Consider the following 23761-nt stretch of genomic DNA (forward strand, 5'->3'; position numbering starts at 1 on the left):
CTTGTTCGCACATGTTCATTTTTGTCTTTTACCTGCGTCAATATATCTGATAAAATTTTTCCCATTTGCAACGACAATGTTGACATAATACGTAGATATATGTAAAAAACATATAAAGATTTCTTGTGTACATGATATATATATCCCTGAAACACTAGACAAGTACATGCATTTTCATGCATACTAGTAACGTGCGATAAGATGTTGTACATACAAAGAAAAAACATTGTATGCACATATGTAGAGATCCTAACACAAGGGGAGAGCCGGGATATAGTCCACCCATCTGATGAGATACTGTGGAGGAGCTAAGTATGTTAAAAGCGCAGGAACAACGCAGCGAAGTAGCGCGCTTATTGTCGCAGATAAGTGCCGAATATGAAGCAGCACAACGGGGTTTATCTGGTATATCTTATGGCATGTCGCAACATGATTTTATTACAGCTCGTATGGAAAACATGGGTCAGTTACATAACCAGCTCCAGTCATTAGTTGGCGACGTCGCTATTGCTATGATCGCTGATAAGCTAGGCAGTTGTCACTAGAAATCCGCAGTTGTCACAGCGCTTTGTCAATGCACATTAAAATGGAGCGTTTTCCCCCATTACCAATAAACCAAAGGGAGAAAACGCTCCATCGTGTTCAATCAACCAGGGCCCTTGGGGGCTAGCACAGACTGCTTATAGAGGCTATCAAGCCAAAGATGATGCGAGCATCTCTGAATCTTGAGATAGACCAGAGTATCGGTCTTGCGTATGTCCTGCCAGGAGGTTATTTATACATGGCTGTGCTTGAGCATTCCAAACACCACTCACCATATACTCAACCTCTCGACAAAAAAAGTCAGAACAATCGAGTATACAATTTCTAAGTGAGAAGAAGACACTTCTCCAACGCTCCCTATGCTCGATAGAGAGATATGGGGCCTCTTCACAAATGAACCACTCCGCAATCCCCTGTAGATAAGTGCGATATTCTGGCGCGAGAGGTGCACGTCGATAAATGGGATACTTATAGACCACAACATTGCTATAACCAGCGTCACACATGTAGCGCTTCAACTTTGAGCCGACCCAACTATCTTCATATTGATACCCACACTGAACACGCCTTTTCTCCCATCGCCTACGCGCTAGGAAGACAGCTTTTTGAAGTTCAGGATCGACCCCACCAAAGCTCATCTCTCCAAAATCAATATCCTTAACGATGAGACGTCCCCCAGGCTTAAGATAGGGCCCCATAGCCGCAAACGCCTCTACAGGCTTGGCTAGATATTGACTCACATTCGCGCTAAAAATAACGTCAGCCGAGGATTGCTCAATGGGCAGTGAATCCAGCGGCGCCTGTTGATACTCAACCTGATCTTGATACCAAGTTCCCTGGCTTCGTTGGTTTGCAATATTCAATGACTCTTCAGAGATATCGATCCCCAGAATGTGCCCCTTCGGCCCAATTTCCTGAGCCAGTAGCGGAGACCAAAGACCAGGACCACAGCCCACATCAACAATAAAGCCTTCCCAAGGCAGAGCCATTTGCTTGATCATCTTAATACGATCATCCGCCTTACTCTGATGATGCGTCTCTAGCCATACAAACGAATTTAATGGCAATCCATAGTCATTTGCGTGAATAAGCTCGTTAACCGCCATTGACACTTAACCTTATCCTTCCGTCCAACAAAAACCCTCATAGCGTGAGCATTAACAGCAGTAATATTAACATATTAGTATACAAAAAATCAATACATGTATAACATTGTATTGGATTAATGTGTATTTTGTAATCAATGAGAGAAACACAAAAACAAATTCTAGCAAAAAATTATGAATACATGTATTTAGGTTGTAAAGAAACTCAGGTATGTTTAGATGTATCCTCTTTACTTATATGGTTGCTATCTGGCATACTTATATATAAGCGCAGAAAAATGGAAAATAATGACATGTCTACAAAATAGCAGAATATTGCATTTCTTTATAAAAATCTAACAATAAAACCCTCCAACATATGTTATAATACGAGCGGAAAAGTGCGCATGGAGCATATTGCCTCTAGAGGGTCAAGGATATTTCATATGCAAAAAGAGCGCCAGACAGAACAACAACGCGCCCCCACCAGAATAAAGCGGCATCACATGAATGAGCAGGGGTTTAAACACAAAACAAGGCAATCTTACATAGATCACCACAATGGCGACACAACCTCCAAGACAATAGTTGATGAGCCCCTGGTAGATAGTGCTGATATCAAGACACTATCACCTTTCAGTAGTACCTTGCGCTCCATCCTCCACCGTAATCGGGCTGAGATTGGGCGCATCGCACACGAAATGGATGTCGCTGAAAATACAATTTACCGCTGGATGAATGGCACCTCGGTACCACGTAATTCATATCTACGCGCTCTTCCAGACGTAATGCTGGAACACCGCCAGGCAATCATACAGGCAACAAACAAAACATTTCCTGGCATACTTGATATGGCTATTCTCGCCTCTGTGCCTGAAATCCGAATCGAGATCTATCGCCGGGTTCATGAGCTTATCGCGACCACCGCTGATCCCGCGAACTGCCTCTGGCAGGTGGCTCAGACCATCTTCGATTATGCAATCCTGCACCTTGATATTGAGCATACAGGAATATCTACAGCCTACGCTTCTTTGATGCCCCCTTGCGAAGAGGATGACCACATTCATTCACTCTACGAAACGATGACACGTGGAACTTCTCCCTGGCCTGCTATGTCTGAGACCCGTATCTTTCTAGGTAGTACGACCCTGGCCGGAGCTGTGGTGACACAGCAACGCATGATGCGCTGGGATAGCCTGGACGAGGCAGGGCGTATGCTCGTTGAGGTGGACGAGCATGAGGCTAGCTCTTGCGCTGCTCCCGTAATGCGTGGAGGAAGGGTCGCAGGCGTATTCGTGGTCTCTAGTACCCAATCACACTTCTTCGATAACCCTACCACCTGCCGAGCCATAGCTGACCTGGCTCATCTTCTGGCAACGTCATTACAAGATAAAGACTTTTACCCCTATACAAAATTGAAATTACGTCCTATGCTTAACTTGGCACAGCAACGTGAGATTCTGGCTGCCTGCTATGTCCCACGCCTGCTTGCATATGCACGCGAAAACCGTGTGTCACGTGCTGAAGCTGAAATCCATGTGCGTCGAGATCTGGAAGGGCAGTTCGAACAGCACTAAATTCTTCTATTAAATAAGAAAAATCCTTTGCCTCTTCTCTCAGACAAATAGAGAAAAGACAAAGGACAATATTGCAATTTTGGATTTGGATAAGAGTTGTTAATATGCAACAGACCCCTGATGACGATGCAAAGAGAGAGCCTGAACAGCCATCTCAACCCTGGTATGAGTACTCAACTCCACCTTCCCACACCACCCCTGACCCATCAGAGGATGGTCCGAGGAGCGTTGAGCCTGCACCCAATAGCGAGAAGCCACACGAAAGTACACTCGCGGCTTCAGAACAGTATGGACCTATACCGGAGATCATGTTAGAGACTCCTTCACACACTCAAGACCCATCCGAAGAGGATATTCGCCAGGGGTTGGTCTATCCACCCCCGCCTTCGTATTATCTTAATATGCCAGATCAGCCTGGGCCTACACCAGATAAACCACTTGGCCCACCCATATCTCCATCCACCACGCGATGGGAGCCAGCCGTACCTGGACCGCTTCCAGCTTCACCATATGCGAGACCCCAGATACCACCTATGCAGCCAGGTGTTCCGCCGCTTGCGCCGGTGAGGAGGCGCCGGTCAAACAAGTGGGTTTGGTTCTCTCTCTCAATCTTTGGTGTTATCGCCCTTGTAAGTTGCGGGCTTTGCACCTGGGCGGCTTCAACCTTCATGGGTCCTCTCGTTTCCCAAACAACGGACTCTCTGACAACCGTGAATGATTATTATACAGCCATTCAAAGCCGTCATTATGAAGATGCTTATAGCTACATCGAACCACAGGGCAAACTCAGTGGTCTGACTTTAGATCAATTTGTCGCACAAGCAAAAACGCGTGATACACAGTATGGTCAGGTATTCTCTTTCACAACACGTACCAATCAGGTTGAGGCCCAACCCGACCAGGAAGGACTCTCTAGTCTGAGCTTAACCTTGGATGTGACCCGATCTAAACTTAAATACGCTGTCAAGGTAACCATTGAAAAGATTGGTACAAAATACAAAATCGTGGACTATAACCAAATATGACTTGAACTTTAGTTAGATACAAGTAAAAGCGACATGCCCTTCTCTTCGAAGAAGGGCATGTCGCTTTTGAATAAATTTAGCAAAAGGCCAAAAAAGATGTACTAAAATGCGAACTAGACAACTATCGATCAACCGAACTTTAAGAGGTCTCGCTCTTACACGTTCGCCAGGGGAGTTGAGGATACTTCACGCCCAACACAGGCGCGCAGATCTTCACGATAGAAGCGCCAGGTGCTCCCAACTTTATGGCCGGTAAGCTGCCCAGACCACATAAGGCGATAAAGCGTTGAGCGGCTCACGCGCAGGTAATCCATCGCTTCTTTGAAAGTTAAGAGCGTATCATCCTGAATCATCTGAACTACCATGGTGGGATTCTCTCCTTAAAAAACTTTTAAATAAATGCACTTGATACTAACGATGTAATTGGGGAGACGATAAATTCGCGTTACATAAATTGTCTCAACGCATACTATAGTAGCCAATGTTGATGTAAATCTGTGTTAAGGAAAAGTTGCGATCTGGTTAATTTTAATGCTGATAAGGTGAGATATTCATTCATCCGAAGCGGCTTGCTAGCGGTGCTGAAATCTTACTACCAGGTATTTTCCGTCTCCCTTTTCTTGATTATATCCTTTTCCAATGTCTTTGTAACTCCTACTACCACTTTGTGGCTAGTAGCATGTCAAGTTCCTCCTGCGTGCAGGCAACGGGAAAGATCGTCATATGGGTGAGTTGAGTTAAATAGTCAATGTGCTCACGATTCTGGGGATCAACCATAGCAACCGTCAATACTCTCTGATCTTTACCTACTGGCACACAATGTAGCTCATGTGCTAGAGAATGTGGAATGAAACGCGTCAGCCGTTGTGGCAATGTAGCTGGTAATCGGAGAAAAGGTGTGGTAGGTGGTGTACCGCCCTGGACTGGAACGTTGACACGCCGAATTGGTACTTGCCTGGTTGAATACGTGGATGGCACCATAGTATGCAAGGAAGGAGTCACAATGCGAGGGCGCAAACTAACACAGCGCGCGCTCTGCTCGGCCTGTCGTAATAGAGACTCACGTGTCTCACCTTGCGCTGGATAAGAGCCGCACCCAATAAGAATATGCGTCTCATTCTTGAGCGGTGGGATGACCGTCTCCGCTTCTAAAAGATCGACCTGGGCATAGATACGTTCCAGGATGCTATAAGCCCCTCTCTGCTCAACCCCAGGCAGAAATAAGATCGCACTTCCCTCGCCCTGCGTAAACAAGTGATCCTCCTTACGCAAAGCAGGTTGGACTTTATCCTCAAGTTGATGCATAAAACCAGAAGAAGGGTGCAGATAGCGGATTTCCTCGCGTTCCCCTTTCGGTCCACGTGCCACCAGGCGTTCAGCCTGCACAACATGAAAGACAAAAAGGCTAAAGGGCGAAACTTGCATGAGAAAAGTATCCAGGCTCGCGCAAAGTTTCTGCCTTAACGCGTTTGGCAATCTGACAAATTCGGTCAGACTTTGTGGCTCTTGTGTGGAAAGGGAAGCACTGGATGAAACTTCAAGCGACAGAGGCAGGCAAGTACATTGCTCGTCTTCTGACCAACGATCAGGTGTCATTCGAGCACGCGCATACTTTGCGGATTGCCTGACTAAAGGGTATTCCCCGTATTCTTGTTCTGAACGTATTTTACTCTTTGTAAGCCTGCTTGCCATCGAACTCTTCTATCAATATATAAATTCTTTTAGAGGCATAAATACATATGCTGTTATACACAACGTAGTATAACAGCGAAAGATGAAGGGGGTGCTCACTGTTCTGTTACGGAGTGGTTAAGATTGCCTGTAGCTGGTTAAGAAGCAGCATCTCATCGCCACATCTACTGAGCGACTACTCAACCACTGACGCGACATGGTTGGGTAGCCGCCGCGAACGCTCTATAAGCCAGGAGAGTCTGTATCAGGATTCAATAACGACAGGCGCGGTAAATGTATAACCGACACCTGGCACAGTCATTATAAAGCATGGACTGTTAGGTTGAGGTTCGACTTTCTGGCGTAGGTGGCGAATATGCGTTTTTACCAGGCCTGAATCGCCAGTTTCATCATATCCCCAAACACGCTCAATGATCATATCCGTGGTCAATACCTGACCAGTATTGGTAATCAGCAGGTGCAGTAAACGGCTCTCTGTTGGCGTGAGACGCACCTTCACGCCATCGCGTGTGACCTCATGACGCATAGCATCAAGGGTAACAGGCCCCACAGTTACCGTAGAAGTACCCGAGGCACCTCGCACATTCCCCGCACGTCTCATGATTGCCTTAATGCGTGCCAGCAGTTGCCGAGGGCTGAAAGGTTTGCGCAAATAGTCGTCAGCCCCTAATTCCAGGCCACGCACCTCGTCATCCTCACGGTCATGCGCGGTTAAGATAAGCACCATCGAGTTCGTCTCATTACGCATCTGACGGCAAACCTCAAAACCATCGAGTTTTGGCATCTGAATATCCAGAATCACCAGATCGGGAAGCGATTCACGCCAACGCTTGATGGCTTGCTCTCCGTCAAAGGCACGTATCACATCGTATCCATGCCCCTTGAGCCAGTAGCTCAGCATATCTACCATGTCGCGGTCATCGTCCGCTACCATGATTTTCACGTCTCTAAATCCTCCTACACTACAGGCCAACATTACTATGCAAGGATGTACTGATGTACCACCCTCTATTACTTATGAGGTTTCACGCACTCACCTTCTTGAACGGGATGAATATGAGGTAGTAACATAATGATACAATGTGTGCCATAAATAGTCATGACCGATAGTTCTTTTGGGCATTTAGCTCTATTCATCTAACCAATAAGATCGCCTCTCACGCACCCTCACCCCATAATTCGCTTGAATACTGAGAAGATCAGAAGTTGCACGCCCCTTTTACGCTTTTTTTCGCCACCCACAAGTCCTACTGTTTTGTCTGTAGTGAAAGGAGATGATATCATTTTTCTGGAACGATCCACGAAGAAAGCACAAATGCTGACTCGCTGAGAAACAAGCCGCGAAGAGATGCTGGCGACATGAGGGAGCCAACCAAACGAATACAGCAAATTTCCCAATCTGGTTTTATATAGGAAGCTATGGAGGAGTTGCCTGCTGCCTGTTACTCCTGGTGGGCAATATCCTCTATGCACGTCTTCTCAAGCGTGGTACACGACGCCAGCTTGCAACAATCAGCGCGATTTGTCTAACTACTGCGCTACTACTGCTTCCTGCCTTCTTCTGGTATTATAAGCTTTTCCGTACGACACTCTCCTTCTCTGAAGAGGTTATTGTCCTGGCATATGCGGCCGTCTGTGGCTGGTTGGCACCAGTGGCTGCCAGCGCCCTCTTCCTCGGACTGGCAAAACCAAATGCTGGCACACCAGAACGCTTAACAGAACCTTTGCTCGCTGGCACCTCGCCTTCCATCGCAAATGGATCTCTGTCAGAGCCACCTCGTTACCAACCGGGAGTTCCAGTCCCCACCGTCTTTGGTGATGAAACGCCCTGGGGCTGGCTAGAGTACCGCAACGGTAGCTTCCATGGTCAGCGCCTAGCACTCAAACGGGCAATCATGACCATCGGTCGTGATGAAAACTGTGATATCTGGTTGGATGATGATATGGCTTCGCGTCACCATGCGGAACTCACCTGGCATAATGGGCAAATCTATTTTACCGATTGCGAGAGCATGAATGGAATTCTCGTCAACGGTCGCCCAGTGAAGCGCTTTACCCTACTAGAGAATGATGATCTACTGGAAGTTGGCTCACATCGCTTCATCTTCGTCCTGGCCGAACAACAAACAAGCATCTCAGAAGAGAGCGACCCACTGGCCTATCATCAATGGCGACTCGACAGCGAACTGGCTTCAGGCAGCACAACTGGCAGTAGCCGCGATCTACCGGAGACCCGCCCTTTGGCAGAGCGACCAGCCTTCTTTGATGAGGAGATAACAGAGGATTGGAAGGACACCGCTGAGGTACAGAGACAGTGGCCGATGTCCACCGAGGCCACTCCTAACAATGGCGGTGCTTTTACCATTCGCGATGGAGAGATGGCAGGGCGTAGCTTCCTACTGGATCGGGCAGTACTCGCAGTTGGACGCGGTGTTGAAAGCGATATCATCATTAGAGATGCCTCTATCTCACGACGCCATGCTCAATTCTTACGTCAGACAAATGGAGATTATGTCCAGGACCTCAGTAGCCGCAATGGGACACGGGTCAATGACGAGTATCTCACTGGTCCGCGCCTCTTGCGGGGGGTGACCTGGTCTCCATCGGCAATATTCACCTGGAATACATTCCGATGCCTATGACTCACACCCTTCCTCTGGCCCATCTAATTACACCCCGCCTCTACAGCGCTCCCATCAGTGGTATAGGTCCAGCCCCCATCAATCTCCCTAGCCGTCAGAAATAGCCTGGCACTCACCATTCAACTCCATAGCGTTGGAGAGGAGATCTCGCGAGAATTGGACGACCATGACCGGGATAGAGATAACGTACATCTAAACTGCGTAGCAAATGAAGAGTCTCACGAAATAGATATCGCCTGGCACCTGCATGCAAATGTGGAACTTCCCCCTCGCTCGTAATGAACGTATCTCCACAAATCAGCTCTTGTGAGAAGGGGTTATAGAGGCAAAGGCTTCCGGGGGTATAGCCTGGGCTAGCAATTATTCGCCAATCCGGATGCTCTGGCAATCCATTGACATCTTCCAGCCATAGATCAACCAGGCGCATTTGTTCAGCATAGGTCGATGAAAATACTTCCAGATATTGGAACGCATCAGGCAGCATACGCCCCGCGAAATGACTGATACGTGGGAGCATGCCCCCCTTTGCCTCTATCTTAGGAGCCGCTCGCCTCGCAAGAGCAGAGGCGGCCACAGGGGCTGAGCAGAAGGCTTTGAGAGCCATTACCCCTGGAGTGTGGTTGGTGTGCAGATGCGTGAGAACAACCAGATCAATGTCCTGGGGCGAGCGCCCCAGAAACTGCCGAATGTAATTATGGAGCAGCCGCACATTGAGATCAGAGCCAGGATCAACCACGACCAGGCGTTCATCTTCAATCAGATATGTGTTTGCCATTGAGAAACGATCGGTAATCGTATGCACCATCCGACGTTGATCTGGTTCCATAAGCCTGTGTGAGCTATCCTTTCGCTGAGTATACACAGAAATCATTATAAAACCTGTAACCCTGCGACGCAATAAATAGAAGCAAACAACCGCGTGGCGTACTAATTCAAGCGGAGTTCTGGAGCATACCATGAATGCAATGGCGTAATCGGATTGGAAGAAGAAAGGATCAAGAGCCTTCATTCATCAACATGTCACACAGCCCTTAGCCCCTTTAAGAAGTACCCCTGGCTGTGATTCTACGCAGGTAAGAGGACTATATGTTATACTTACGGAAACTATGGATACATCCTCGACACGGAGGTTTATTTTAATGGCACTTTCCCCTGAGGGTCAGTGGCCGCAATATACATATATTGTGCCACAGGCCTACACGAAATCCAGGGTTCGTCTCGTTGGCTTAGGCAATTATTCGCCTAATGGTATTATCACAAACGAATTCTTCGCTTATATTTCGACCTGCCTCGGTGACCCCCGCAAGGCCGAAGATCTTGAACGCGTTACCGGATTGAGTACCAGACATGTACGTGCGAGCACACTACAACTCTGCCGCACGATGGCGGGCGAGGACGCCCCTGGCTTAATCGATGACCCCAACGCTCCCGCAGAGGAGACGCTCGCCGATATGGGAGTCGTGGCTGCACAACGAGCTCTCGCTAGCGCTGACCTCGAAGCATCGGCGATTGATACTGTTATCGGTGCCTCATCCTCTGATAACGATGGCTTTCCAACAACAGTAGGTTTGGTCGCGGCACGCCTGGGCATACCCACTGTCCGCGCGACTATGCTCAAAGGTGCCTGCGCCTGCCAGGCAGAAGCCTTCCAGGTCTGCGCTGAAATCCTCGCGGCTCGCTCAGCGAAGCGCGTCCTACTGGTGATGTCAGAAGGCCTCCTCCCCAACATTATGAATGTGCTGGATTGGAAAACAAGCTCACTTTTTGGTGAAGGCGCAACGGCTTATGTGTTAGAGCGCGGCGATGAGGATACTTATGTAATCAATGGCTCAGATGCACGTCAGGCCGCCAGCCTCTTCTACCAGACGCCACTACGTAAAGACACTGTGGAGATGGCCGAGGTTGATATCAAGATTCGTCAGCTTTTCCGAGAAGGGAAAGGAAAGGAACTTAGTCAACTTCTTTCACAATACCATGTTGGCTATACCAAGATGAATGGGAAGGAAGTCTTCCGCGAAGCCCCACGCTCTATGGCAGAAAGCGTGGATGCCTTGATGCGTCATGCACAACTTCCTTACGATGAGCTCACGCATATCGTGCCTCACCAGGCAAACTCGCGCATCACGCGCCGCCTAGGAGAACTCCTCATTCACGATTATGGTTGGCCCGAGTCAACAATGGATAAATTGGTCGACAACTTCCGCTACTATGGCAATCTCTCCAATGCTAGCATCGGCACAGCCCTGGTAGAATTGTTACGCAATAACCGCTTGCATCCCGGAGAATGGATGGCCCTTCCCGCAGTAGGCGGCGGCCTGAACTATGGCTGCTGGCTGGTGCGCTACCAGGGATTGAAGAATATAGATGCCGTACTCAACCCGGCAATCTAAACACAACTACACAGAAGGGCGCGTCCATGTTGGGCGCGCCCTTCGCAATACTCTGAGAAAAGCTTAGAAAAGCCCTCGCTCATAAATATAGTAGACTTCACTATTCTCAGAAATAGCCTCCTCACTGCCAATACCTGCAAAGGCATCACGCATAATTACAAGATCGGGCACATAAATTCTTACCTTGTCAAACTCCAACTCCAAAGCGCGTTGCATGATATCGTTAGCAAGCAAGCTAATAGGCTCAATGGCAGTGCCATCGATATAGCCGACCGAGAGATGAGGTGAAGGCTGCTCACGCGTCTCAACAATTGCCAGACCATCCAGCCGCTCCCAGCGATGGAGAAGATAGACCTGCTGCGCCTTGATCTTTTCCTCCAGCAATTCAGCGGAAATGGCATAGGCGCGGAAGCGAACATAATATAGTCCACCGACAATCGGGAAGACATTGGAGGCATTCATAAAATTAATGATGTCATCCAGGTCCTCAATGGTCGCCAAGCGTGGCTTATCAATTCCACTCAGGCGTGTGACCTGCTCAATATCTGGCTGGATGCTGAACGGAAGAAACGCCCCTACACGACGAAAATGAGCACTCTCGCTAATCTGTTGTGAGCGCTCATTCACATGCGATATCGCCATGCGCACATAGGTTGCGCCACGTCTCATGGCTTCAGCTAGCGCGGCCTGATTTACCTCACGGGCCAATCCCTGGCGGCGAAACTCGGGTGCGACGCGTAATCCCTCCAACCAGGCTTCATCTGATGTAAGCATCTCTATATGAACCAGGGCAGCAGGTTGCTCATCGACAGTCGCTACTATTAACTGGCCTGCAGGGTTACCAAGCCACTCGTCCCAGACATGCTCAATATAATCACCATCGTCCCATGTATGCGCACAAAAAGCCAGCACAGGCTCACGATCCTCGGGCCTGGCTGGTCGTACTTTGATATCTGGCATAATAAATAATTCCTCACTTTCCACTGTTAACTGTAGCGATTCCAGACCTTCCAAGTCAATATGCAGTCAACAAGGATGCAAGGCTTTCCAATTCGCACTACTACGCGCGAATATCATGCCTCCGAGACACAGAGGAAAGAGCTTGCGGCCCCATACGGCCCCAAAGGAAGGCAAGGCGAATTTGGGAAATGCCTTCAACGAAGAGGTTAGCACATTCGTGATAGTAGTATTCTTCGACAATTTCACCACAACTGATGATAAACTGTTCAAACCAGGAATTAGAGGATAGGTGCCATGACAGAGAGGTTTAAACATAAGAGGAATAGCGTTGCGAAGCAAGAGCATATGTCCGCAGCCGTTCAGCAAGCACGACAGGAAGTCGCGGAATCGCGTTCACCCTGGTGGAATGCTTTACGTAAGACAGGCATCTTAATTGGCATAGACGCGTTATTGTTTATGCTCTTCGGCCTGCTGGCAGTCTACGTGCGCTTTAATGCAGTAATCGGGCTCGACGTACTGATTACGCGCGAATTTCAAGAACATCGCACACCCTTGCTCGACACGATAATGCTTGCGGTGAGCTATATTGGTAGTAACTTTATGCTCTCGACACTCGTTGTGATCGTGGCGGCACTGGCGTTCTGGATCGTCAACCTACGCTTGGAAGCGGTTTTTATCATTGGGCTGAGTCTGGTCAGTTCACTTTTGAACGTGGGGCTAAAACTCTGGATCAATCGCCCACGCCCTGCCGCGAGTCTGGTAGAGATCATTCAGGTAGCAGGAGGAAAGAGCTTCCCCAGCGGGCATGTCATGAGCTATATGGCCTTTTGGGGGCTACTCCTCTCCTTCGGGCTAATTCTCTTCAAGCGGGACCGCTGGTGGCATTACCTGTTGCTAGTGATTCCCACCCTTTTTATCATTCTCGTTGGTCCCTCACGCATCTATCTCGGCGACCACTGGGCTTCCGACGTCCTGGGTGCATACATAATCAGCCTAGTCTTGCTAACCTTAACGCTCTGGCTCTATCTGCGCTTTAAGCGCAAAGGCATTCTTGAGGCTTCTCAACAAATCAGCATACCACCTAAACAATAGCTGGCAAGCTTAATGCATGCATATGATCAGTTAATAATGTAGGTACCGAACGTGGGTCAGGCACCTACATGCAGGGGATAATCGAGAATAAGCCTCACAGCTCAATTGTTCTGACTCGCATCTTCCTTCGGAGTTCGGCTACGTCTTGGAGTTCGGCTACGCCTTGATTTAGGTGTTTCACTCTCTGGCTTCTCCGACATATTCGCTGACGATGGTTCCGCTGGCTGGGACTCTACTGAGGATGCCTCAGTAGCAGCCTCAACCTCCAGAGGGACTGCATTCTTATCGCCTGAAGTCTCCTCAGTGAAGGTATCTGCCTGCTCTACGACAACTGCCTGTATTGCAGCTTGCTCCTGTTCAAGGGGGTACTAACAGGCACACCACTTAATTCTTCAGGAACTGCGGTAGATGAGGTAGGAGCAGATATTTCATCACTGTCTAGATCTGACGTCCCGGCTATCTCTTCAACAGCACCACCCTGTTTCTCCCTAATCTGACGTAGTTGTAGCTCCAAATTATAAAGAGCTTGCTTATACTCCTCCAGGCGCTTCTGGGCTTTAGCCGCCTTCTGCTCAGACTTCTTGACATCTTTCCTGGCCTCTTCAACCTGGAGCATCAGTCTGGCCTCGCGCTTCGCAAGCTTTTTGCGCTGCTTCTTCTCTTCATCAGGTGAAATATCCTGGGTATGGTCAGTAACTGTCATGGCATACCTCCTATTCAAATGAATACCCTTTAAGTTATTTTACGCAACTTCAAAAGTTTGAAGCCGCCAGAATTTATATAAGCTTCTCCATCGAAGAATAGCCTATTAGCATCGTTATGCGCAAGAGGAGGCTTGCTCACATAGTTTTGAGTCCTGTGTATAAGCACGTGTCTATGCGGAAGATAGTAACCCCTCCTCCCGTTATTATGCTCCTCTCTCAAACTATCTACAGAGAAAGCACGCCAGGGTAGACACCGTTGGTTTATTCAATGCGGCTCTTAATATCTATACAACAGATGCATGAGTTCGTTTGCCCAACTATAGCAACTATGATAGACTCAGCATAACTACTCAAACTAATTGGCTGCTTGTATACATACTCTTTATCAGGATTATGGAATGGAACTGAACGACACCACAGATTACCAACTGTGCTTCGCTTGTGGGCAACGGAACCCCTATGGTCTCAAGCTAGTCTTCCAACTTGAAAATGATACTATTGTCTCTGATTTTCGTCCCCAGGCCGAACACCAGGGCTTCCCAGGTGTTATTCATGGTGGGATTGTAGCGACCATTCTTGACGAGGCCCTGAACCGGACCACGATGCTTGCAGACGTGCCCGCCTGGACCATGACTGGCCGTCTGGATATCCGCTACAAGCGTTATGTCCCTTATGGACCACTTCTACGGGTACGCGCAAAGCTGGAGATGCAGCGCGGACGTATGGCACAGGCCTCAGGCTATGTTACCCTGGCCGAAGATGAAAACGTGATCCTAGCACAAGCCCATGGCACATTTATGGCCCTCTCCCCTGAGATGATCACAAACCTCATGCACGAAAATCCAGCAATGCGTGACTTCTTCGCCCCACACGCACAGAAGCCGTCAGACGAAGTTGCACTCTAGAAAAAAGAGAGGATGGAGGTAGCGAGATATTCGCCACCTCCATCCTCTCTTTTCCTCTTACATCATTCCAAATTTACTGGATCTCAGGCGACTGTGGCAACGGCGCAGGAGGTGGTGGAGCCTCAGTCACCGGCGTCTGCTGTGGGCTTGGGTGAAGTTGAGTCGACGCTATGGGTGCGCCAGTACTCTCCATAATGGTCTGAAGGTGCTTCGCATCAATAGTCTCAAGCGTACGCAGGTCCTTCGCGATACTGTTGAGAGCAGGGCGATAAGTGCGCATAATGTTCAGCGTATGCTCATAGCGCTCACTGATAATACGCGAAACCTCCTCATCGATGATCTGCGCGGTATCCTCGCTATAATCGGTTGGATTGGACGTATCGCCACCTGCGAAGGGGCTCTGGCGCTCACTAAACGAGACAGTACCTAGACGCTCGCTCATGCCCCAACGTGCCACCATCTGGCGCGCGATCTGAGTCACTCGCTGCAAATCATTCTCCGCCCCTGTCGTGATACGGTCAAAGACAACCTGCTCAGCGGCGCGACCACCAAGAGCATAGGTGATCTGGGCCAACAGGTATTCACGCGAATAGTTGTAACGATCATCAAGCGGAGTAGACATAGTCACACCCAATGCCTGCCCACGCGGAACAATCGTCACTTTAGTGACAGGATCACAACCCTCAGTAACCAGACCAGCCAGAGCATGTCCACCTTCATGATAGGCTGTGACATCAAGGTCGGCATCACTTAACACTAGAGGTCGCTCAGCACCCAGCAAGATTTTATCCAGGGCCTCATCAAAACAATTTTGCGTGACAAAATCCTGGTTGCGGCGTGCTGCCAGCAAGGCGGCTTCGTTGACAAGATTCGCTAGGTCAGCGCCAACCATACCAGTTGTGCTACGCGCAACCGCCATCAGATCAATATCAGGCGACAAAGGCACATTACGACTATGAATCTTCAGAATCGCCAAGCGACCATTCCAGTCGGGACGGTCCACTGTCACGCGGCGGTCGAAGCGACCAGGGCGCAGCAGAGCCTGATCTAGACCATCAGGGCGGTTAGTCGCAGCAACCACGACTACAGCCTGACGGGAATCAAAACCATCCATCTCGACAAGCAGTTGATTGAGGGTTTGTTCACGCTCATCATTCGTATTGATACTCGATCCACGCTGGCGACCAACGGCATCGATTTCATCGATGAAGATAATACTAGGTGACGCCTTCTTGGCCTGCTCAAACAGATCACGAACGCGGCTAGCACCAACACCTACAAGCACCTCAACAAACTCAGAACCACTCATAGAGAAGAAAGGTACGCCAGCCTCACCAGCAACGGCACGCGCCAGCAGCGTCTTACCTGTTCCGGGAGGGCCTACCAGCAGCACACCACGCGGGATCTTTCCACCCAGACGCTGAAACTTCTGAGGTGTCTTCAGAAACTCCACGACCTCCTGAAGCTCATACTTCGACTCATCAACGCCAGCAACATCCGCGAAGGTTGTGCTAGGACGGTCCTCAAGGATCAACTTGGCACGGCTCTTACCAAAACTAAAGATGCCCTGCTGTCCTTGTGAGGCACGCCGACTGACGAAGAAGATAAACCCGAGAAGGAAGAGCCAGGGGATAGCCGCGATCAGCACATTCAACCAGAATGAATTATCGGCTGGCGGCTGATATTTCACGGTCGCGCCGCTCTGAATCAAGGTCTGAGCGAGCTGTGTATCACCATTGGGAAGCTGATACACGTGGAACTGCGTCTTCTTGTTAATAGGATTGCGCAGAGTACCAGTAATATCACTTTGTCCTACCAGAGTTGCTGATTTAATATTTTTAGCTTGGATTTGCTGATAGAAATCGTTATACGTTAATTCCTGGGTATTGGAAGAGCTAGCATTATTCTGGCTAGCATTATTAAAGAAATTGAAGAGAGCCAGGCCCAGCATAACAATCACAAGGACCAGCAACCAGGTATTGAGCCTGTTCGATGGTCGAGGTTGGGGGTTCTGCCCATTATTGTTAGATGGCCCCCCTGAACCAGGGCGCATCGGCTGCCTGTCATTGTTATTTTGAAGCCAGAATCTATTCCCCGGCTGTTTATCCATTGATGTTACCTGCTTTCTGGGCCTCAGACATATATCAACCCCAAAGTATGTAAAGCCGTTACGAACACCTGACTCAGTAGCGCCAATCACAACGGAGATGTTGGTGTTCGTAATAAGAACTTAGTAAAGTAGGATATGTGTGGGCCATCGTATGGCATCCCTTATTATATCGTAATGGTATGGGAAATGCACGCATAAACGTTGTAGCTACCAGTCGAATACTCAGACCTGGACCACGCACATTTTCGCATCCTGAGTTGGCTTCGCCTATCAATCTCTACGATGGGTAGCGCGAATTCGTTGCAAATAAAACCCTACTCACACTTCATATTTCTCTATCGACCCCTGACACAACTGACACAATCGAGTAGGAGTGGTGGATAACAACTCAGCATCTCATCATTTGTAGGCTTTCAATGTAATAGAGAGGTATCGTAGGTAGGCATGTACATCGTACCAGCCTACCTACCTGCAATCAAAGGCCTCAAATCAACCACGCAAAAGGGCTATCAACTATCGTACAAGGGGTTGAGCATGCAAGCGAAGAATAATGCGATGCTCCTCCTGGGGAGCAATCTCAATCCTATCCTGAGGACGGTTCAAACCATCCCAGTGAGCAACTATGGGCTCAAGGCAGATAAACTCATGATCCGGGGCGGTTACTGGCTCAGACCAGACTTGCATCTCCTTGAGTGAATAATGGTCGTTGCTGGCAAGTTCCTCAATAGTGAGTGTGCCGTGTTGGGGGAACTGGAATCTAGCGCTATGCGCGAAGGGATAATAATTGTCAGGCGGATTGGTATCCCAGCGAAAGGCATCAACAGAAAAACCTTCGGGACCATCCGCTATCAGGCGAGCCTTATCGTCCTGTGCTAGCGCGAAGTAGGGATGGAAACCAGGGGCAATTGGCATCACTTCATCACTTCGATTCTCCATCGTCAGTGTATAGGTCAGTGTGCCATCGCCCGCAACAAGCTCACAGGTAAAGGTAAACTCGTAAGGATAGTTCGCACGCGTAGCTTCGCTGCTCACTAATTGCAGACTAATAGTATCCTCTTTATGCTCAAGCACAGTCCAGGATAGGTTACGCCCAAAACCATGAATGGGGAGCGTTGTATGTTTATCTTGAAAGATGCCATCCTGAAGGCGCGCAAAGTTGGGGATCATCAGTGGCAGACCCCAGCGCTTCACATTGCCAGTTTCTGAGGCACGGTAGAGAATCTGCCAGGGACCAACCTGAAAGTATGAGACAAGATTGATCTCAGGCATCACAGCAACAGTAGTATCGCCACACTTTATGATACGCTCGTTAGGCATAGGGAAATCCGTAAATGCAGCCATAAATGTACGCGCTTGCTGACACCTATCGACTGCCAGGGGACAGCAAGCACCTCCTCCCTTTAAGATGTTGTAGAACGACGATGTTTTATACATTTGTTACTACTAATGTACCATGCATTGAGTAGATGTCGCGCCTCAACACCAGCGATTCGTCAGATTTTTCTAGTACGGATAGCAGCAGGCTTATGGGTAGATGGCAGGCTGAGACGGAAAAACAGGAGAACTCTACGCAACCGGCATGTTCTATTGCGTTTCATTACGGACAAGCTTATAATAATGTATGTAGTTCAGAGTGTGTCGATATTGCATTGCATGCATTCTGATGGAGGCAAGATGCCTCATGTCATTACATAGTACATAGGGATCGAGGGTTTATGGAGGAAAAGTCGCGTCGAGAAGCGTCGAAAGTTCAAGACCGCCCTTATGGGCAGCACAGGGAGGAGAAACGATTAGTGTCTGCGAACATCGCTATCAAAGGAACACGTAGTGGCCTGCTCCTGACGCTTGAACCAGAAACCCCCTTTGGCGATTTGCTCAACGCGCTCGCTGAGCGTCTGGCCGAGGCCCCGACCTTTTTTCGAGGAGCATCGCTGACGGTAGATACCAGCCAACGCAAACTACGCGTAAGCGAGCGCCTCCAGCTAGAGCGGCTACTAGCACACTATCAAATGTCTGTGGCGGCTCTTGAGAAGAGTGTAGAACCTCGCCGTGAGGCACGCACAATCGCGCTCACGCCTCCCGAAACACCTGTGCGCACCACCTCTATCGTCACAAGGGCGGCTATCACTCGCCAGTTGAGTTTGGACACCGACTCCAGGCCCCCACAAAGTATCCCCCCCCTTCTCCGGGTAAGCAGGAAAGCGCACCATCATCTCCTGAGAAACAACGGGACACACGCGATACCGACGAAACGCTCTTCATTCGACGCACAGTACGTTCAGGACAGGCCATCAGCCACCATAGTCATATTGTTATTCTTGGCGACGTCAATCCAGGTGCAGAAATCGTCGCAGGAGGTGACATCATGGTCTGGGGTATGCTTAAAGGCATGGTACATGCTGGCTATCCCGACAACGAACAAGCCTTGGTCTGCTCGCTCTATCTCTCTCCTGTTCAGCTACGAATCGCGCACCTACTCTCACGCCCTCCAGAGGGTTTTGAAGCTCAACCCAGTCCCGAAGTCGCTATGATTCGCGATGGGCAAATCGTTGTCGAAACCTGGCTCAATGGACGACCTCCTCGCAGATAGGAAGACAGAGCAGCCCAAAGTAACGCGCTTACACAGACAATCCACTTGGACCGGACCTACGCTAGCAGTACTATCTAGCTAGCCAGCATCCATCAAGTGAAACTTGGGAGGCACAACAGTTCGTGGTATACTAGATAGCGATGCGGACGGGCATGAGATACCAGAGCAAGACAATGTTCGTGCCGCCATAGCAGACACACAAGTTCATCAGCGGGAGAGTAAGCATGGACAGCAGGGTGATTACGATTACTTCAGGAAAAGGCGGTGTGGGTAAGACCACTACTACCGCTAATCTGGGCACGGCACTGGCAATGCAAGGTAAGAAGGTTGCCGTGGTTGACTCCGACATCGGTTTGCGCAACCTGGATGCTGTACTGGGCCTGGAGAACCGTATTGTCTATGATCTGGTGGATGTAGTGGAAGGCCAGTGCCGCCTACGGCAAGCACTCATCAAGGATAAGCGTCTTCCTGAGCTCTATCTCCTTCCTGCTGCGCAAACGCGCGATAAAAATGCCGTGAACAGTGTGCAAATGGAGCAACTCTGCCAGCAATTGCGTCAGGAGTTCGACTTCGTAGTCATCGACTCGCCTGCTGGCATTGAGCAAGGTTTCCGTAACGCTATCGTGGGAGCTGATGAAGTCATCATCGTAGCAAACCCAGAGATGGCCTCGGTGCGTGACGCGGACCGCATCATTGGGCTGGTAGAGGCGGCAGGTAAGCCTGAACCACGCCTGATTCTTAATCGCCTACGCCCTGAGATGGTAAGACGTGGCGATATGATGGATGTGGCTGACGTGTTAGAGGTACTCGGTATCGACCTTTTAGGTATTATCCCCGAAGACGAAGCGATCATAATAGCTACAAATAAAGGTGAGCCAGCCGTCTACGAGAAACGTTCTCGCGCGGGTCGCTCCTTCTTGAACGCCTCCCAGCGTATTCTGGGCCAGGAGGTACCACTCGACGAGATAGCGGAATCGCCCTCCTTGCTCGAACGCTTACGCCGCTTAATGGGCCTTGATCCCATATCAGGCGAGAAGGGCGTGCGTTCTCAATCATCCTAGAGGGAGTTGATTTATGGGTGTCTTCGAGTTCATGGTTGGTCGTAAGAAACAGACACCAGGTGAAATTGCTAAGGAGCGACTCAAGGTCGTCCTGGTCCACGACCGCTTAAAACTCAATCCAGAAGTACTTGAACTGATTAAGGAAGAGTTGGCAAATGTACTTTCACGTCGCCTGGAAGTAGATGAACAGCAGATGCAGGTAACCCTCTCTCGCGAGGAGGGCTTCGATAAGTTGCTCGCGAATGTACCCATCAGACGCCAGAAAGTTGGCTTCGAATGGGACCCACCTTCGTATACGCCCTCCACCAATGTACTTCATGGCAAAGTTTTCCTCCATGACGACGAGGATGAATCGACCAACCACGACTATTAAAGGCTATTTATTTATGGGGAAGAGGCTCATATCTGTATTGTCTATACAGATATGAGCCTCTTCCCCATATGCGCAAAGATACCATCACCCTACATTAAAGATTTAATGCCACTTGAATTTTTGCGAAAGCAGTATAAACTCATCCATATTTAGCCAATTAAACACTTCAATCATTCCTTGAAACGTAGCCAGGCCATGACTAAACGGCAATTAATACACAATAATATAAATAAGACATGTAATTTAAATATATTTATAGGCAAATTATTCATGTGTATGGTTGAGAACTTCATAATAAAATTAATAGTCCTTAACTGAATCTTCATCCATTCATAACCCTCCAGAGGAGCTATTCATGGTACAATACCATCGTCAACAAGAAGTAACGATCTTTACTAGATAGTGATGGTGGGGGGAATAAAGCATCTTAAAACGATGTGGTAAACAAATGCTCGATCTAACCGCGAAAGGTACACGCGAAGTGTAAAGGTAGCGGTGTACGGTAACGAAGTGCCGGTGTAAGAGCACACCTGTCGCGGGTTAATGTGTATAAACATCACCCGCAAGCCCGATTCCAATGGATGTGGATGTAGTGGTGATGAGGAGTTCATTTCAGCTTCGTACGTGGGTGCGGTCAGTGTGATGGTAGGGACGTATATCTGATGTCTTTATAGGCGCACTGATATGAAGATGTGTGGGATAGGAATGCCAGCGACTAAGCCAGCAGAGGCAAGCTCTCCGGGAGGGGCCTTTATTTCAGGCAAAGTAGTGGATGTGGTGGGGTTTGTGTGCCTGCGAACTCGTGGAGAATAAGACTCTTCTAGCCTTTATGCCAGTGGTGGATGTGGTGATGTGATGTTGGGTATAGAGGGGCTGGCTTTTCAAAAAGCATTCTTGTGGTGGGGATGCTCCATAACCAAGCTGAGATGGCGAGGATAGGGTAAGGCGTGCAACTCCGGTGACTGAAGTAGTCGGCTCATATGCCGGCACTTCCTTGCCGTTTATCTCTAGTTTCTCCTCTTCGAAAATATGAGCGCGTGAATTCTCACCTCTGTCGTGGTGCCACGCCTCTAATGATTGGTAGCTTTATTTTAATACCTTTCATGAGCAGAGAATATATTACACTATTGACATAGCGGCTCTTTACGATATTTTTAATTTTAGTATGCATTGCTCTATGTTTAGAGCAATATGCTTAGTCTTGTAAAAGTGCTCTGTTTCTGTGAGGATACTAGATTTTGAGTGTAATGAGCAGAAAATATGCCATCTGGAAAAGGCACGCGGTCGTGCCTCGTTGTTCACCAAGTGTCAGTCAGGCCCTCTGGCCGAAAACCGCACGTTATAGCGTTTCGACCGATAGCGCTGCGCAGCAGCGCCGCTTACTGATTACTCTGGGATTATGGCAAGCAAGCCACGATACATCTGCTCGCGTACGCTGGCGGCGGGCACTGGTAGCGCTTCTTGCGCTTCTATCAACGCTCTCGCTTCTCGCATTGGGAGCATTCCTCGCGACCTTTGTGCCCCATCCCTGGTCACTGCTCTTTGGGCTAAGTATATTCTGGCTTCTAACAGCCCTCTCGCTTACCTGGCTATTGGTGAGAGAAAAACGAGAACATTATGTTGATGCCAAAACCCTCAAAGCCTATCTACGCGAGGATATTCGCACTTATAGCGCGATTGTGGACGACGAATTCCCCGAAACACCACTGCCACGGTCTGAGGCACCAACAGTGCGCGTTATGGAGACGATCAATCTCTCGTCTTCAGACGTTCGCCATTTTCTTCGCACCACCGATAGCCACCTAGGGCATAAATAGCCAGGCATTTCTCAGCTTGCCACAGTAGATACTATTACCTTCGGGTAAACCCGTTGACCCTCCTCCGGGCGACAGGTAAGATAGGGAATGGCATAACGTAAAGCTGTATTGGCAAGGAACTGAGGAGGGCCACTTTGTGAGCAATCAGCAAATTCAGAAGGTAAAGGTTAAGCGCCTGGCCCATGTTGGACTCTGGACCAATGATATCCAGGCCCAGGCGCGTTTCTATCATCGTGTGCTAGGTCTTGATCTCTATACGCATGCTGAAGGCTCGCTCGAACAGCATCTAGAAGAGGAAGAAAGCACGCTCTTTCTTTCATTGAACGAGGAGATGCACTGCCTGAGCATCTTCAATGATACGCGAACACAACCAACGAATAGCCGTCATTCTACTACTCCACAGTCGCCTCTCCATCATCTTTCGTTCGTGGTCGATACAGACGCGGAACTGGCTGCCATGGCTGTGCGCTTGCAAATGTCTGGCGTGGAGCTTGCCTTTGAGCCGCGCGATGGCGCGCCTGACCTGGGTGACTCCCTCTGGCTCACAGATCCCGACGGCAATCGCGTGGAAATCGCTGTCGCGCCCGATGAGCTCTATACAGCAAACACGAGTAATCGTAAGACGCGCCGCTCACTTCAGCGGCCCTATGCTCTTCAACATGTCTCTTTACGAACACGCAATCTCGAAGCCATGGTCGAGTTCTATACGGAATCGCTTGGTTTCGATATCTCCGATTGGCTTCTGCGAGAGCGAGCCTGGCTACGCTGCAATAGCGATCATCATAGCCTTGTCCTCATCGAGGGCCCAACCGGCATCGAGAATATCGGCTTCACGATTGCCGATGGCAACGAATTGCTCCTCTGGGCAGATTACCTGAGCCATCAACAAATACGTATTCTCTGGGGTCCCGGACGGCATGGTGTAGGTGATGACCTCTTCCTGCACTTCCCCGATAATGACGGTATCCATATCGAACTTTCCGCAGGCCTGCGCCAGTATTTCGACCGCGATGTGACAACCCCTCCACGCCTCTGGCATACACGCGAAACCGCTCTCAACCTCTGGGGGGCCGTTCCCTCCTGGCTACGCGAAGAGGCACGCTCATAGCTGATAGATAACGTTAAGGAGCATGATCTTTCTGGCTGGTGTCAGAAAGATCATGCTCCTTACAATTTTATGGGGCAACACTGAGGT

General features: G+C 49.2%; 21 protein-coding genes and 1 pseudogene. 13 read left to right on the top strand and 9 right to left on the bottom strand.

Going from position 1 to position 23761, the window contains the following annotated elements; translation table 11 throughout:
• The first annotated feature begins 314 nt into the window (after positions 1-314).
• Positions 315-545, top strand: a complete 231-nt coding sequence (locus K3T82_RS09800; protein WP_220193288.1) for a hypothetical protein — start codon at positions 315-317, stop codon at positions 543-545.
• Between the two features lie 147 nt (positions 546-692).
• Here the strand turns inward: K3T82_RS09800 and K3T82_RS09805 are convergent, their stop codons facing one another.
• Positions 693-1649: a methyltransferase domain-containing protein gene (locus K3T82_RS09805; protein ID WP_236031273.1), complete on the bottom strand. Its 957-nt coding sequence runs from the start codon at positions 1647-1649 to the stop codon at positions 693-695.
• A 425-nt stretch (positions 1650-2074) separates the two neighbouring features.
• On the opposite strand from K3T82_RS09805, the gene K3T82_RS09810 reads away from it, so the two are divergent.
• Both K3T82_RS09810 and K3T82_RS09815 read left to right on the top strand, forming a co-directional pair.
• Positions 2075-3205, top strand: coding sequence for a GAF domain-containing protein (locus tag K3T82_RS09810; RefSeq protein WP_220193290.1), 1131 nt, complete (start codon positions 2075-2077; stop codon positions 3203-3205).
• Positions 3206-3309: 104 nt separating this feature from the next.
• Positions 3310-4230: a hypothetical protein gene (locus K3T82_RS09815; protein ID WP_220193291.1), complete on the top strand. Its 921-nt coding sequence runs from the start codon at positions 3310-3312 to the stop codon at positions 4228-4230.
• Positions 4231-4385: 155 nt separating this feature from the next.
• Here the strand turns inward: K3T82_RS09815 and K3T82_RS09820 are convergent, their stop codons facing one another.
• The 3 genes from K3T82_RS09820 to K3T82_RS09830 form a co-directional block, all read right to left on the bottom strand.
• A complete protein-coding gene (locus tag K3T82_RS09820; RefSeq protein WP_220193292.1) occupies positions 4386-4595 on the bottom strand; it encodes a helix-turn-helix domain-containing protein in 210 nt (69 codons plus the stop codon).
• A gap of 292 nt (positions 4596-4887) precedes the next feature.
• On the bottom strand, positions 4888-5655 hold the full coding sequence (locus K3T82_RS09825) for a GspE/PulE/PilB domain-containing protein (RefSeq protein WP_220193293.1): 768 nt from the start codon (positions 5653-5655) through the stop codon (positions 4888-4890).
• Between the two features lie 511 nt (positions 5656-6166).
• Positions 6167-6856: a response regulator transcription factor gene (locus tag K3T82_RS09830; RefSeq protein WP_236031275.1), complete on the bottom strand. Its 690-nt coding sequence runs from the start codon at positions 6854-6856 to the stop codon at positions 6167-6169.
• Between the two features lie 517 nt (positions 6857-7373).
• On the opposite strand from K3T82_RS09830, the gene K3T82_RS09835 reads away from it, so the two are divergent.
• Positions 7374-8564, top strand: coding sequence for an FHA domain-containing protein (locus K3T82_RS09835; protein ID WP_220193295.1), 1191 nt, complete (start codon positions 7374-7376; stop codon positions 8562-8564).
• A 112-nt stretch (positions 8565-8676) separates the two neighbouring features.
• Here the strand turns inward: K3T82_RS09835 and K3T82_RS09840 are convergent, their stop codons facing one another.
• Positions 8677-9390 carry an MBL fold metallo-hydrolase gene (locus K3T82_RS09840; protein ID WP_220193296.1) on the bottom strand — a complete coding sequence of 238 codons (714 nt, stop codon included), beginning with the start codon at positions 9388-9390 and terminating at the stop codon, positions 8677-8679.
• A 313-nt stretch (positions 9391-9703) separates the two neighbouring features.
• Between K3T82_RS09840 and K3T82_RS09845 the strand changes: the two genes are divergently transcribed.
• Positions 9704-10954: a 3-oxoacyl-ACP synthase III family protein gene (locus K3T82_RS09845; protein WP_220193297.1), complete on the top strand. Its 1251-nt coding sequence runs from the start codon at positions 9704-9706 to the stop codon at positions 10952-10954.
• A gap of 63 nt (positions 10955-11017) precedes the next feature.
• Here K3T82_RS09845 and K3T82_RS09850 read toward each other — a convergent pair whose 3' ends face one another.
• Positions 11018-11914, bottom strand: coding sequence for a GNAT family N-acetyltransferase (locus K3T82_RS09850; protein ID WP_220193298.1), 897 nt, complete (start codon positions 11912-11914; stop codon positions 11018-11020).
• Positions 11915-12208: 294 nt separating this feature from the next.
• On the opposite strand from K3T82_RS09850, the gene K3T82_RS09855 reads away from it, so the two are divergent.
• Positions 12209-13006 carry a phosphatase PAP2 family protein gene (locus K3T82_RS09855; protein WP_220193299.1) on the top strand — a complete coding sequence of 266 codons (798 nt, stop codon included), beginning with the start codon at positions 12209-12211 and terminating at the stop codon, positions 13004-13006.
• A 322-nt stretch (positions 13007-13328) separates the two neighbouring features.
• Here K3T82_RS09855 and K3T82_RS09860 read toward each other — a convergent pair whose 3' ends face one another.
• A complete protein-coding gene (locus tag K3T82_RS09860) occupies positions 13329-13709 on the bottom strand; it encodes a hypothetical protein (protein WP_220193300.1) in 381 nt (126 codons plus the stop codon).
• A 399-nt stretch (positions 13710-14108) separates the two neighbouring features.
• Between K3T82_RS09860 and K3T82_RS09865 the strand changes: the two genes are divergently transcribed.
• Positions 14109-14615 (top strand): PaaI family thioesterase, encoded by a 507-nt coding sequence (locus tag K3T82_RS09865; RefSeq protein ID WP_220193301.1) that lies wholly within the window; start codon positions 14109-14111, stop codon positions 14613-14615.
• Positions 14616-14688: 73 nt separating this feature from the next.
• Here K3T82_RS09865 and ftsH read toward each other — a convergent pair whose 3' ends face one another.
• The gene (gene ftsH / locus K3T82_RS09870) at positions 14689-16668 is read right to left on the bottom strand and encodes an ATP-dependent zinc metalloprotease FtsH (protein ID WP_420799298.1); all 1980 of its coding nucleotides are present in this window, start codon (positions 16666-16668) and stop codon (positions 14689-14691) included.
• A gap of 570 nt (positions 16669-17238) precedes the next feature.
• Positions 17239-18066: an aldose epimerase family protein gene (locus K3T82_RS09875; RefSeq protein WP_220193303.1), complete on the bottom strand. Its 828-nt coding sequence runs from the start codon at positions 18064-18066 to the stop codon at positions 17239-17241.
• 374 nt (positions 18067-18440) lie between these two features.
• Here K3T82_RS09875 and K3T82_RS49840 point away from each other — a divergent pair.
• The 6 genes and pseudogenes from K3T82_RS49840 to K3T82_RS09900 form a co-directional block, all read left to right on the top strand.
• A pseudogene (locus K3T82_RS49840) lies at positions 18441-18728 on the top strand (hypothetical protein); the annotation flags it as partial.
• Positions 18729-19039: 311 nt separating this feature from the next.
• On the top strand, positions 19040-19315 hold the full coding sequence (locus tag K3T82_RS49845) for a septum site-determining protein MinC (RefSeq protein ID WP_420799299.1): 276 nt from the start codon (positions 19040-19042) through the stop codon (positions 19313-19315).
• Positions 19316-19539: 224 nt separating this feature from the next.
• A complete protein-coding gene (minD, locus tag K3T82_RS09885; protein WP_220193304.1) occupies positions 19540-20376 on the top strand; it encodes a septum site-determining protein MinD in 837 nt (278 codons plus the stop codon).
• 13 nt (positions 20377-20389) lie between these two features.
• Positions 20390-20749, top strand: coding sequence for a cell division topological specificity factor MinE (gene minE, locus K3T82_RS09890; RefSeq protein ID WP_220193305.1), 360 nt, complete (start codon positions 20390-20392; stop codon positions 20747-20749).
• A gap of 1238 nt (positions 20750-21987) precedes the next feature.
• Positions 21988-22566, top strand: a complete 579-nt coding sequence (locus tag K3T82_RS09895; protein ID WP_220193306.1) for a hypothetical protein — start codon at positions 21988-21990, stop codon at positions 22564-22566.
• Between the two features lie 136 nt (positions 22567-22702).
• On the top strand, positions 22703-23674 hold the full coding sequence (locus K3T82_RS09900; protein WP_220193307.1) for a VOC family protein: 972 nt from the start codon (positions 22703-22705) through the stop codon (positions 23672-23674).
• The last annotated feature ends 87 nt before the right edge of the window (positions 23675-23761 follow it).

It is taken from the genome of Ktedonospora formicarum (assembly GCF_016587355.1).
Lineage (GTDB): Bacteria > Chloroflexota > Ktedonobacteria > Ktedonobacterales > Ktedonobacteraceae > Ktedonobacter > Ktedonobacter formicarum.